Origin of the sequence: Nocardia sp. CWNU-33 (assembly GCF_046764895.1) — a bacterium.
Lineage (GTDB): Bacteria > Actinomycetota > Actinomycetes > Mycobacteriales > Mycobacteriaceae > Nocardia.
The window spans coordinates 101,117-112,493 of record NZ_JBKOQN010000024.1; the positions used below are offsets into that span (position 1 = coordinate 101,117).

Here is an 11,377-nt window from a genome sequence, read left to right on the forward strand (position 1 = left end):
ACAGGAAATGTCGCGGTGGGATGTCGAGAACCCGCGCGCGGCTTCGTCGACAGTCAGGCGCTTTCCCCGGAGGGCACGTTCGTCCGCTCCGACGGCGAGGGGCGGCCGCCGTTACCGACGGCCCGTTCGCGGAGACCAAGGACCTGATCGCCGGGTGGTGATCGACGTCGAGACCTACGAGCGGGCGCTCGAGCTGGCCGGCGAGTTGTCCGCGGCTCCGGGTGCGGATGGGAAGCCGATCCAGGAGTGGCTCGAGGTGCGCCCATTCCTGGCCGCGTCCCCGACCATCGCGGAGTGACGCACGGCGGACGAGGCGCCGCACGACTCAACGCGCAGTTGCGTAGTTGAGCGGCAAGGAAGTATCGGCCGCAGAGGCGAGATTCCCGGCACCGGGCCGACAAGGATCGGAGCCCGCACCCCCTCAGCCGGTAATCTCCTCAGGATGCTCGGACAACACACGCGTGCGCGCCTTCGGCGGATCACGGCCCTGGTCGCCGGTTGGACAGCTGTTGCTGCAGTGGCGATCCCCGCGGCCGCGCAGGAACCGGGCCGATTACCCGCCGCAGACGAATTGCGAGTGTGCACGCCGGGAGACTACCCGCCGTATTCGGTGGGCGACGGCGCAGGCGGATACGTCGGGATCGACATCGAACTCATCCGAGGCTTCGCCGATGTGCTGCACCGCCCGATCCGGTTCATCCCGGTGACCTGGGCAACGCTGGCAACCGATTTCGCGCCGCAGCAGTGTGATGTCGCGGTCGGCGGAATCTCCGACCTGCCCGCACGCCGCGGGTTCTCCGACTTCTCGATCTCCTACGGCATCGACGGAAAAGCCCCGATCACACGGCGCACCAGCGGCGCCGACTACGCCACGATCGCGCAGATCAATCAACCCGGCGTGCGGGTGATCGCGAACCGCGGTGGCACCAACGAATCGTTCGCACGCAAGAACTTCCCCGACGCCCAACTGACTCTGTGGAACGACAATCTCACCCTCTTCGACGAAATCGACCAGGGCCGGGTGGATGTCTTCGTCACCGACTCCGTCGAAGGCCGATACCGCGTCCGCAGCCACCCCGGTCTGCAGGTCCTGCACCCCGAGCGCCCGTTCGACTCCTTCCAGAAGGTGTTCCTGCTGAAGAAGAACGACCCTGTACTGGCCACGACCGTGAACGCGTGGCTGGCAACCCAACTCGCCACCGGGGCCGTCGACCGCTCCTTCGCCCGATGGATCGGCGGCGACGCGCCCATCAGCGGTAACTGAGCGACACCCGCACAAGTCGACGGACAACACGAGGCAGCCACGCGGCCGTAGCGCATCCAGGCTGTCGTGGAATGTCGCGAGGCCGACGGAATCGTAGACCGCATGCGCGCCTTTACCTTTGGTGACGGCCTGCCCAGCACATGACGGACGGCCCTTGCCCGAAGGTTCACGGAGTCACCGATCCCATCTGGAGATCCGAGTGGGACTCCGCCGTGAAGCTGGTGGCTAGATTGCTAGCATGCTAGCATCGCGTTGTGGGCGACGAGGATGTGAAGCAGTTCAACGTCTACCTGCCGATCGGGCTGATCAAGCAGGTCAAATATCAGTCGATCGAGTCGGGAATGTCATTGTCGGCACTGGTAGCCGACGCGCTGCGGGCATACCTCGACGACACCCACCGGCAGTCATCGTCGGGAAAGGATTGATATGACGACCGAAGGTATCGAGGCCGTGCTCCTGGAAACTCACAACTGGGGCAAGGCGGCCAAGTTTCTGCAGGAGCTGGGATTCGAGGTGGAGTTCGAAACCGACCACAACTCGGGCCAGTTCCGCAACGGTGACGGTCCCAGCGTTTTCGTTGCCGAGGTCCCTACGACTCAGCAGCCGCGCACGCAGCTGGTTCTGAAGGTCGCCGGCACGCAGAACCGCCCCGGCGGCGAAGTCGATATCGTCACCGAGTTCGAGCAGACCCACTACGGGACCCAGGAGATGACCGTCCGCGACCCGGACGGGCGGCTCTGGAGCCTGCAAGCACCGGCGGGCAAGCAGTGATCGCCATACCGAACGAGCAGGTCGCGCCGGACAGTACCGCGATCCGGGTCGCGCTGTGGCGGGCGATGCACGTGCAGATCGATTCGCCCCCTTACGTATTCCGCGACGAGATCGGTCTGCGGCTGGCATCGCCCGAGGAAGATTGGCGAAGTCGCCCGGATATGGACCCGCAGACCACCAGCCAGATGCGAGCAGGCATCGTGTCCCGGGCCCGCTTCATCGAGGACCTCCTCGCCGAACAGATCGAGCGTGGCGTGGATCAGTACGTTCTGCTCGGTGCCGGACTGGACACCTTCGCCCAACGCCGGCCCGAGCTCGCCGCACGCCTGACGGTGTTCGAGATCGACCAACCCGACCCCCAGGCATGGAAGCGACAGCGCCTCACCGAGCTCGGATACGGCGTCCCGGAATGGTTACGACTGGTCCCCGTCGATTTCGAAGTGGACTCGTGGTGGGATCGGCTGACAGCCGCCGGTTTCGACCCGGACCGCCCGGCGGTTGTGGCATCCACCGGCGTCTCCATGTACCTCACCAAGGAGACGAATATCGCAACCCTGCACCAGATTGCGAAACTCGCGCCCGGCTCCACTCTGGCCACGACATTCATGCTGCCGCTCGAACTCGTCGGCCCCGACGAACAGCGGCTGCGCCGGTATGTCGAGCAGGGCGCTCGCGAATCGGGCACTCCGTTCATCAGTTTCTTCGGTCCCGACGAGATCGTGGCGCTGGCCGAGGACGCGGGTTTCGCTGCCACCCAGCACATTTCGCCCAGCGACATCAACCGTCGCTACTTCACCGACCGCACCGACGGTCTGCGCCCCACGGAGTCGGAGCAGATCCTGGTGGCGACGTCCTAGTACGGCAACCGTTTCGAGGTCGCCTCGGGCTGGTGCAATCCTTCGAAGCCGCACCGTCCCCGAAGGTATCGGCGATCTGGGCGACCGTGTATTTGCGTTTGCCTCGCTGATCGAGCTCTTCGTACATCTCTCGGGCCTCGAGCGCTTGCAACTCGGTCAGGGCGGATGGCCGGCCGCCGACCCGGCCTCGGGACCGCACGGATTCCAGACCTTCGAGGGTTCCCTCGCTGATCAGGTCCGCGGTCTTCTCGTCCATGGCGGCGATGACGTGGAACAGGAACCGCACGGCCGGGGAGGTGGTGTCGATGCCCTGCTCGAGCACGATCAGGGCGATGCCGCGCTCGTCGAGTACGGCGGCGAGTTCTGTCATGTGCCGCACCGATCGGAACGGCCGCGTGATCACCAGCTCGTCACCGCGCCGCAAATGCTCGAAGCACTTGTCCCATTCAGGGCGTTGGGCGAGCTTGCCGGATGCTTTGTCGACCCAGATCCGCTCGCATCCGGCGGCGGTGAGAGCGTCGATCTGGGAGTCGTCTTTCTGCCCGCGCGTGGACGCCCGCGCGTATCCGAATCGGCCCATGCCCGAACTGTCCCATAAAGGGCCGACACGTCCGGTTCTGCCCCATAGATATCGCACACGGGTTGTGCCCCAAAGGGTGTGGTGTGTGAGCTGCCGGTTCCCGGCGGGTGCCGACACGGACGTCGGTGGGACGTAACGTTCGTTTTCGACCCATCACATCGCGCGGAATGCGGCTATGAGCGGATGTATGTCCGGTCTCTCCGGGTAGTGGTGGACGGGTGTTTCGCTGAGTCGATCGCATCCGGCAGCGGTCGCAGGGCAGAGCAGGATGTGCACGGTGAGTCTGGACATGGATATCCTGCGGTGGCTTTCTCAACATCGGACACCGGCTTTGACAACGGTGGCGCGTTTGGCAATGGATGCCGGGATGAGCAACACGGTCATAGCTGCGGCCGGTGTGGTGGGCCTGGTTGTTGTGGTCACGAAACGCTGGTGGTGGCAAGGGATTACGATCGCTGTGTCGGTAGTGGCGGCGCAGTCGGCAGCCAGGGCTCTGAAGCATATGATTCAGCGGGAGCGCCCACCGGTAGACCTGTCGGTAGTCCAGGTCGGTGCGTTCTCGATGCCGTCGACCGTGGCCGCGATGACGGCGGCTGTCGCGGTCACCGCCTATCTGGCGCTGCCCTGGCTGACGGAGCGCCGGCGCTGGATCGCGGGCCTTAGTGCCACGCTGGTCGTTTCGATCGGTATCGCGATGGTCTACCTGGGGGCGCACTGGCCGACCGATGTGCTGGCCGGATGGGGGGTGGGGGTAGGAGTCGCCGGGGTTGTCATGAGCCTGGCACGAGTCGCCTTCCGGCTACCAGCCCCTGCGCGACACCCTGTTCTGATCGCATCCGACGAAGGCATCTGATTTTGTCGAGAAGGCCGTGTCACCGCCGCGGAATACTGGCTTCGGACGCTGGAGGTCGCGTCGTCTCAGCGCGTCAACGCCGAGTTGGTGCCACGGGCGGCGCTCGTCTGGTCCCTCGGCTGCGTGTCAGCTCGAGATGCGGGCTTGGATGCCGTCGAGGAGGAAGTCGAGGCCGGTGCGGAAGGTTTGGTCGGCGTCCAGGTGAGCGCCGTCGCGTATGACCGTGGACAGCGCAGGGAATCGGCCAGTTGCGAAGGTCCGCTCCAGATAAGGCCCGAAGGCGGCCTGCCACTGCCTCTTGTCCATCCCGGTGGCCCGCTCGGCGCGCTGCTCGGTGATCTCCCGGCGCACCGCGCCGATCACGTACGCATTGACCGCGTCGACCACCGGCATGACGGTGTCCACGTCGACGCCGCCCATCGCGGCCACCACAGCCTCTCCTCTGGCCAGGGCGTGCGGCCCGAGCTGGGGCCGCCCACCGATCAGGTCGGCGAGCCATTCGTGCTGGTGAGCAGCCTGCCGGGTGGTTTCGGCAAGCGACCGTAGCACTTCTCGCCAACCGTCTCCGGCCGGCCGGATCTCGGCGTAGACCGCATCGACCATCAGGTCGAGCAACTCCTCCTTGGTGGCGATGTAGCCGTACAGCCGCATCGGCCCGACGTCCAGTGCGGCGGCAACCTTACGTAGCGACACCGCCGCCAGCCCGTCCGCGTCCGCCAGCCGGATCGCCGCTCCTACGATCCGCTGCCGGCTCAATGGGGCCGGCACCGGTCGATCCGGCGGCTCCGGCCTCTCCCACACCAACATGCCGCTGACGATACATCGCATGCTTCGATACAGTGTATTGGACAATTCAGTGTATCGAAGGGCGACCATGACCATCACCATCGTCGGAGCCGGACTGGGCGGCCTGACCCTCGCCAGGGTGTTGCACGTGAACGGCATCGACGCCGTCGTGTACGAACGTGAACTCTCGCGCGGCGCGCGTGGTCAGGGCGGCATGCTCGACATACATTCCGGGCAGCGAGCGCTGCGTGAGGCCGGCCTGATCGACCAGTTCCACGCGATCGCCCGCGGCGAAGGGCAGGACATGCGCCTTCTGGAGCCGGACGGCACCTTGCTGCTCCAGGAGGACACCCCCGACGACGCCCCGCTCGAGCGACCCGAGGTCGACCGCGCCGATCTGCGCAACCTGCTGCTGGATTCCCTCCCCGAAGACGTGGTGCGCTGGGGGCACGCGTTCAAATCCGCCGACAACGGCCTGCTGCACTTCGCCGACGGCAGCAGTGCGACGTATGACCTGCTCGTCGGCGCGGACGGCGCGCAGTCCCGGGTCCGCGCGCTGCTCACCGACGTCCGCCCGGCGCATATCGGCCAGAACGTCGTCGAGGTCGGCATTCCCGACATCGACCGCACGCACCCCGACCTCGCGGCGATGATCGGGCGCGGCAACTACTGGGTGCTCGGCAACGGACTATCCCTGGCGGCGCAGCGCAACGGCGACGGCCGCGTTCGCATCGGCCTCAGCTTCTATAACACCGCCGAGGACTGGTTCGCGACCAGCGGGATCCCGTTCGACGACCCGGCCGCCGCCCGGGCGCGGCTGATCGACCTGCTTCCCGGCTGGGACTCACGGTTCACCGCGCTGATCGCGGCCTGCGACGACACGGTCGTGCCGCGGTCGATCACCACTCTCCCGGTCGGCCTGACCTGGCCGTCGACGCCAGGCGTCACGCTGCTCGGCGATGCCGCGCACCTGATGCCGCCGGTGGGAGAGGGCGCCAACATGGCGCTGCTCGACGGCGCCCTGCTCGGTCTCGCGCTGGCCGCGCACCCGGACGACTTTCCCTCCGCCGTCAAAGAATACGAACGCGAGATGTTCGAACGCACCAGCGCTGCCGCGCGGATGTCCGCACGCATGCAGGAACTCCTGACGTCGCCGGACGCCAGCCGGAGAATGCTCGCATTCTTCCAACCTGGCTGAAATGTCACCGATAACGGCTCCTGAAGCTGTCATGCAGTGCAAAGTACGAACGACGTCGCTGGGCGTGGTGGTGTTCCGTAACACCGGGGACGTCCGACGATCTGCGGGTACAGGTCGAGGAATACGAAGTGCTGCCCGCCGATCCGGTGCCCGGCGAGCAGACGCCGGGCACCACGCAACGATTGGTCTACGCCGATCACTTCAGCCTGTAGGAGGCTGTGGGCAAATATGTCCGGGCACACCCCGGCCGTGCCCGCGGGCGACTCGCAACGGTGACCGCGCGGATCAGGCGACTGTCAGACCCGTCGGAGCTCGAAAATGCGGAACTCGCGGCCGCCGGAGAGCTCGTACTCCATCTCATAGCCGGGCCAGAACTCCACGGCCAGGTCCCAGGCCCGTTTGCGGTCCGCTCCGGTGATCTCGGTGACGGTGACCTCGAGCCGTTCGGACTTGGTCCGCACGCTGGCCGTGCTCGCCGCGCGCAGGTTCGCCGACCACACCGGATGCTTCACGCTGCCCCAATTGGACCCCAGGACAAGGAAGTTCTCGTCGTGCGGCACATACAACAGCGACGTCGTACGTGGCAGTCCGGTCTTGCGGCCCATGACGGTGATCTCGATCGACGGCAACCCCGCAACATCGAGGATCCCACGTTTGCCACCGCTCACCCGACGCACTACACGCTCCAGCCACAACACCACCGGGGCCATGCGCATGACCCAGCGTTGCGTGGCGAGCCGTCGGGCGACAGCAGGCAAGGGATTGGACACCATCCTCGAATCCTGACAGACGCCGGCACCCGACGAGCGCACTGAGACCACCCTCACTGCCTTACCCCAGAAGAGGCCCACCAAAAGTGGCGGGAGACACACTAGACGATCGGGGGTGGGCGATCGACGGCCAGCTCGGGCACGGTGCCTCGAAACCGCTCGATCTCCACTAGCGCGAGCTGACCGGTACAGCCCTGACTCAGCGGCGAGGTCCCGCGATCTGCGGTCAGCACATTCGGGTTGCCGTGCCTGCAAAAGCTGGGATCCTCGGGGTCGGGGTCGTACCAGGCGCCCGTCGACAGCTGCGCGACACCGGCGCGCACCCCGTCATCGACAACGACCCCCGCCAGGCAGCTGCCCCGGTCGTTGAAGATCCGCACGATGTCGCCGTCCCCGACGCCGCGCGCACCCGCATCGTCGGGATGCAGCCGAACCGGTTCTCGCCCACCAACTTTCGCCGATCGACTGTGCGCGCCGACATCGAGCTGACTGTGCAACTTGGTACGCGGCTGATTGGCGATCACCTGCAGCGGGAACTGTGCGGCCGCCGGCCCACCCAGCCATTCCTCCGGTTCCATCCACACCGGATGCCCCGGACAGTCCCGATAGCCGAAACTGTCGATGGTTTCGGAGAAGATCTCGATCTTCCCGCTGGGGGTGGTCAACGGGAAACGCTCCGGATCGGCACGGAACTGCGCGAACAACACCTGATCGGGATCGGGTATCGGAAGCTCGAGCGGCTCGCCGTCCCAGAACATCTGGAAGTCCGGGACTTCGTCACCGCGGTGGGTTTGCCACTCCCGATACAGCTCCCGCAACCATTCCTGCGCCGTGCGACCCTCGGCGAATTCCTTTCCGACACCGAGGGTTTCGGCCAACTCGGCAAAAATCGCATAATCGTCACGCGCCTGCCCGTGCGGCCTGGTCAGCGCGGGCATCGGAAAGAAGACCCGATCGTTCTGCCCAGCGCCGTAGTCGTCGCGTTCGATCGACATCGTCGCGGGAAGCACCACGTCGGCATGCCGGGCGGTCGCGGTCCAGAACGCATCGTGCACGACCACTGTTTCCGGGCGCGCGAACGCCGCGCGCAACCTGGCCAGATCCTGATGGTGGTGAAAGGGATTCCCGCCGCACCAGTACACGAGCCTGATGTCCGGGTAGGTCAGTGTCCGACCGTCGTAGTCGTAGTCCGCACCGGGGTTCAGCAGCATGTCAGCGATCCTGGCGACCGGGATGAACGTGTCGACACCGTTGCGGCCCTGCGGGAACTTCGGCACCGAATAGGCACGCGCAGCCTCACCGACGTGCGCCGTCGACCCGTAGCCGTGACCGAAACCGCCACCGGGCAGCCCGATCTGACCGAGCATCGCCGCCAGCACCACCCCCAGCCACAGCGGTTGCTCACCATGCTCGGCACGCTGCAGCGACCAACTCACGGTCACCATCGTCCGCGCCGCAGCCATATCGCGCGCCAACGCCCGGATCTCACCGGCAGGCAGCCCGGTGATCTGCGCCGCCCACTCCGGCCCCTTCACGACCCCGTCGCGCTCGCCACGCAGATAGCCGGCGAACCGCTCATAACCGACGGTGTACCGGTCGAGGAAATCCTGGTCCGCCAACCCCTCCGCATCCAACACCTGCGCCAACGCCACCATCAGCGCCGCATCGCTGCCCGGCCGCGGCGCGAGCCACTCGGCCTGCGCTTCGGCCGGGATATCGTCACGCAACGGGCTGATCGAGACGAACCGGCAGCCCCGCGCCCGCGCCGCACCGATCCACGTCCGCGTGTTGTGACGTGACACTCCCCCCGGAGAAACCGCCGAGTTCTTCGGCGACAACCCGCCGAAGGCCACCACCAAATCCGTATGCTCCACAAGCACACTCTTGGCCGTCGCCTGCCCTTCCAGGACCGACATATCGGCGATCACATGCGGCAACAGCACACTCGACGCACCGAGGCTGTAGCTGTTCACATGCCGCACATACCCGCCGAGACAGTTCAGGAACCGATGCACCTGACTCTGCGCGTGATGAAACCGCCCCGCACTGGCCCACCCATAAGACCCGCCGTACACCGAATCCGCACCGTACTCGCGATAGACCCGACTCAGCTCACCCGAGAGCAACCCCACCGCGGTCTCCCACGACACCGGAACAAACGGCTCGTCACCACGCCGCGCGGGCCCTGGCCCCTGTTCCAGCCACCCCCTGCGCACGTATGGCTGGTCGATCCGCGTCCGATGATGCTGCGCGGAGGCGACATTGTCGATCAACGCCATCGGCTCCGGATCACCACGCCACGGCCGCACCGAGGTCAGCCGCTCACCGTCACTACCAGCCTCGAACACTCCCCAATGCGTCAGATGCGCGGTCATCACACCACCGTAGCCCGCCAGCCAGAGCCTCCGCTTCTCCTTGATCCGCCAAATGGCCCGGAGTTCGGACACACCGGCCGATCATGAAACATGGACGACTGGTCGAGCTCGCATCCGACATCCGCCCACAGCAGGTACGCACCACCGAACCGGCCGAATACCATCGCTTGCTCCGGAACGGCCGGATCTTCCGCTGACGCGAACGAAACTCTAAGCACCGCAACGCCATTGGTTCAACCCCAGGAACGCCGTCGCCATCAACCTCGACGAACTACCCATACGGTAGGCGGCACGCCTCGACCATACCGAGCCGATCGGCAAGGTCGGGGCGCGCACGACGACCTGGACTCCGGTCAGGATTCGGACTCGACCGGCAGACCCGCTTCGGTCCAGTCCTGTATTCCGGCGCGGTAGGCACGCACGTTCGTATAGCCGAGCGCACGCAGTTTCCCGGCAACGATCTCACTGTTCTGACACACCAGGTTCGAGCAGTAGGTGACAACGGGCGCATCCCGATCCGGAAGCAGCTGGGCGGCACGGGAATCCACCTCGGCTGCTACCAGGGTGAGCGCGCCGGGCAGGTGCGCCTTCTCGTAGTAGCCGGCACCGAGGGTATCGAGCACCGTCACCGCACCCGCCTCGATCGCGGCAGCCAGTTCGGTCCGGGTGATCACTGTGGTCATGAAAATTTCCTTCCTCGACAGCACATTTACGTGCGTGCGCACACACATTATCATAAACGTGCAGGCGCACATAATGGATAGGATCACCACGTGACGAACTCCGAAAAGCACCGCCGCGCCGCCGCCGCCGCATGGTCGGCACTACTCCGCGTGCACGCACAGCTCGTCCCACAACTCGACACCGACCTGCGCCAATCCTTCGGACTACCCCTGGCCTGGTACGACGTCCTACTCGAACTCGACGGCACCGAACCACTCCGCATGACCGACCTCGGCGACCGCGTCGTCCTCAGCCGCACCCGAGTCAGCAGACTCGTCACCGAAATGCAGACCGCAGGCCTCCTCACCCGCCGAACCAACCCCGACGACGCCAGATCCGCGTTCGTCTCGATCACCGACGCAGGCCGCACCCGCCTCCGCGAATCCGCACCTCACTACCTCACCAACATCGACAAACACTTCGCCGACAAACTCGACACCGAGGAACTCACCACCCTCGCCACCACACTCGGCAAAGTCCTCGGCCCCACCCACCTCCCACTCACCACCGACAATCGCACCCGATAACCCACGACCAGGCACACCCACCGACACGCCGTTATAGTCGGTGGCGTGTCACTCGTGCAGCCCGCACTCGATCGAATACCAGAGCCCTACCGCTCCAAGGCGATCCAACATCGCGAACTGCTGAAGTTCGCCGTCGTCGGCGCCATCACCTGGTTCATCGACACCGGCGTCGTCTACACGGTCAAACTCACCGTCCTCGGCGAAAAACCACTCACCGCACGACTTCTCGGCGTACTCATCGCCACCATCGCCTCCTACATCCTCAACCGCGAATGGTCCTTCCGTACCAGAGGCGGCCGCCAACGCCACCACGAAGCCGCGCTCTTCTTCGCCATCAGCGCACTCGGTATCGGCGTCACCATGCTCCCCCAAGCCATCTCGCTCTACCTACTCGACCTCAGAGTGCCCCACGTCGGACCCGTCACCCAGGCCGTAGCCAACTTCATCACCGGCCAAATCCTCGGCGTCCTGCTCGCAATGGTCTTCCGCTTCTGGGCATTCCGCCGCTTCGTCTTCCCCGACGACCTCCACGAAGCCGAACTGCACAGCATCTGAGCACACCAGCCCCATCTGTACCTTTGATGACAAGCACACCGTGCGTCCACCCGCGGAAAGGATGCAGCCCCTTGTCGACCGGCGCAGCACACCCGAGACCATCGTCGGCCCCGCCGAC

At 65.7% G+C, this 11,377-nt stretch carries 13 protein-coding genes and 1 pseudogene; 9 read left to right on the forward strand and 5 right to left on the reverse strand.

What is annotated here, in order from left to right:
• Positions 1-42 precede the first annotated feature (42 nt).
• From ACLMAL_RS27690 to ACLMAL_RS27710, 5 genes and pseudogenes are all read left to right on the forward strand, one after another.
• A pseudogene (locus tag ACLMAL_RS27690) lies at positions 43-298 on the forward strand (YciI family protein); the annotation flags it as partial.
• A gap of 144 nt (positions 299-442) precedes the next feature.
• A complete protein-coding gene (locus ACLMAL_RS27695) occupies positions 443-1,264 on the forward strand; it encodes a transporter substrate-binding domain-containing protein (RefSeq protein WP_412001758.1) in 822 nt (273 codons plus the stop codon).
• A gap of 254 nt (positions 1,265-1,518) precedes the next feature.
• On the forward strand, positions 1,519-1,689 hold the full coding sequence (locus tag ACLMAL_RS27700) for a CopG family transcriptional regulator (protein WP_328401348.1): 171 nt from the start codon (positions 1,519-1,521) through the stop codon (positions 1,687-1,689).
• 1 nt (position 1,690) lies between these two features.
• The gene (locus tag ACLMAL_RS27705; protein WP_412001759.1) at positions 1,691-2,035 is read left to right on the forward strand and encodes a VOC family protein; all 345 of its coding nucleotides are present in this window, start codon (positions 1,691-1,693) and stop codon (positions 2,033-2,035) included.
• Between the two features lie 41 nt (positions 2,036-2,076).
• Positions 2,077-2,892 (forward strand): class I SAM-dependent methyltransferase, encoded by an 816-nt coding sequence (locus ACLMAL_RS27710; protein WP_412001786.1) that lies wholly within the window; start codon positions 2,077-2,079, stop codon positions 2,890-2,892.
• Here ACLMAL_RS27710 and ACLMAL_RS27715 read toward each other — a convergent pair.
• Complete coding sequence (locus ACLMAL_RS27715; RefSeq protein WP_412001760.1) at positions 2,828-3,472, reverse strand: recombinase family protein; 645 nt, start codon at positions 3,470-3,472, stop codon at positions 2,828-2,830. The two genes, ACLMAL_RS27710 and ACLMAL_RS27715, sit on opposite strands and share 65 nt — an antisense overlap.
• A gap of 289 nt (positions 3,473-3,761) precedes the next feature.
• Here ACLMAL_RS27715 and ACLMAL_RS27720 point away from each other — a divergent pair, with 289 nt between their 5' ends.
• Positions 3,762-4,325, forward strand: coding sequence for a phosphatase PAP2 family protein (locus tag ACLMAL_RS27720; protein ID WP_412001761.1), 564 nt, complete (start codon positions 3,762-3,764; stop codon positions 4,323-4,325).
• A gap of 126 nt (positions 4,326-4,451) precedes the next feature.
• On the opposite strand, the gene ACLMAL_RS27725 is transcribed toward ACLMAL_RS27720, so the two are convergent.
• Entirely contained in the window at positions 4,452-5,132 is a 681-nt protein-coding gene (locus ACLMAL_RS27725; RefSeq protein ID WP_412001762.1) for a TetR/AcrR family transcriptional regulator, read from the reverse strand.
• 67 nt (positions 5,133-5,199) lie between these two features.
• Here ACLMAL_RS27725 and ACLMAL_RS27730 point away from each other — a divergent pair, with 67 nt between their 5' ends.
• Positions 5,200-6,309, forward strand: coding sequence for an FAD-dependent oxidoreductase (locus ACLMAL_RS27730; RefSeq protein ID WP_412001763.1), 1,110 nt, complete (start codon positions 5,200-5,202; stop codon positions 6,307-6,309).
• A 296-nt stretch (positions 6,310-6,605) separates the two neighbouring features.
• Here the strand turns inward: ACLMAL_RS27730 and ACLMAL_RS27735 are convergent, their stop codons facing one another.
• The 3 genes from ACLMAL_RS27735 to ACLMAL_RS27745 all read right to left on the reverse strand — a co-directional run bounded on the left by ACLMAL_RS27735 (position 6,606) and on the right by ACLMAL_RS27745 (position 10,137).
• On the reverse strand, positions 6,606-7,082 hold the full coding sequence (locus ACLMAL_RS27735; RefSeq protein WP_412001764.1) for a nitroreductase family deazaflavin-dependent oxidoreductase: 477 nt from the start codon (positions 7,080-7,082) through the stop codon (positions 6,606-6,608).
• A gap of 98 nt (positions 7,083-7,180) precedes the next feature.
• On the reverse strand, positions 7,181-9,454 hold the full coding sequence (locus ACLMAL_RS27740; RefSeq protein WP_412001787.1) for a molybdopterin-dependent oxidoreductase: 2,274 nt from the start codon (positions 9,452-9,454) through the stop codon (positions 7,181-7,183).
• Between the two features lie 353 nt (positions 9,455-9,807).
• Entirely contained in the window at positions 9,808-10,137 is a 330-nt protein-coding gene (locus tag ACLMAL_RS27745) for a rhodanese-like domain-containing protein (protein ID WP_412001765.1), read from the reverse strand.
• A gap of 90 nt (positions 10,138-10,227) precedes the next feature.
• Here ACLMAL_RS27745 and ACLMAL_RS27750 point away from each other — a divergent pair, with 90 nt between their 5' ends.
• Positions 10,228-10,704 carry a MarR family winged helix-turn-helix transcriptional regulator gene (locus tag ACLMAL_RS27750; protein WP_412001766.1) on the forward strand — a complete coding sequence of 159 codons (477 nt, stop codon included), beginning with the start codon at positions 10,228-10,230 and terminating at the stop codon, positions 10,702-10,704.
• Positions 10,705-10,749: 45 nt separating this feature from the next.
• Positions 10,750-11,259, forward strand: coding sequence for a GtrA family protein (locus ACLMAL_RS27755; protein WP_412001767.1), 510 nt, complete (start codon positions 10,750-10,752; stop codon positions 11,257-11,259).
• Positions 11,260-11,377: the final 118 nt, after the last annotated feature.

Excerpts from the sequence above, each read along its gene's own strand:
- ACLMAL_RS27695 (WP_412001758.1), top strand. The coding sequence starts at position 443 with ATGCTCGGACAACACACGCGTGCGCGCCTTCGGCGGATCACGGCCCTG.
- ACLMAL_RS27705 (WP_412001759.1), top strand. The coding sequence starts at position 1,691 with ATGACGACCGAAGGTATCGAGGCCGTGCTCCTGGAAACTCACAACTGG.
- ACLMAL_RS27715 (WP_412001760.1), bottom strand. The coding sequence starts at position 3,472 with ATGGGCCGATTCGGATACGCGCGGGCGTCCACGCGCGGGCAGAAAGAC.
- ACLMAL_RS27720 (WP_412001761.1), top strand. The coding sequence starts at position 3,762 with ATGGATATCCTGCGGTGGCTTTCTCAACATCGGACACCGGCTTTGACA.
- ACLMAL_RS27725 (WP_412001762.1), bottom strand. The coding sequence starts at position 5,132 with ATGTTGGTGTGGGAGAGGCCGGAGCCGCCGGATCGACCGGTGCCGGCC.
- ACLMAL_RS27730 (WP_412001763.1), top strand. The coding sequence starts at position 5,200 with ATGACCATCACCATCGTCGGAGCCGGACTGGGCGGCCTGACCCTCGCC.
- ACLMAL_RS27735 (WP_412001764.1), bottom strand. The coding sequence starts at position 7,082 with ATGGTGTCCAATCCCTTGCCTGCTGTCGCCCGACGGCTCGCCACGCAA.
- ACLMAL_RS27740 (WP_412001787.1), bottom strand. The coding sequence starts at position 9,454 with ATGACCGCGCATCTGACGCATTGGGGAGTGTTCGAGGCTGGTAGTGAC.
- ACLMAL_RS27745 (WP_412001765.1), bottom strand. The coding sequence starts at position 10,137 with ATGACCACAGTGATCACCCGGACCGAACTGGCTGCCGCGATCGAGGCG.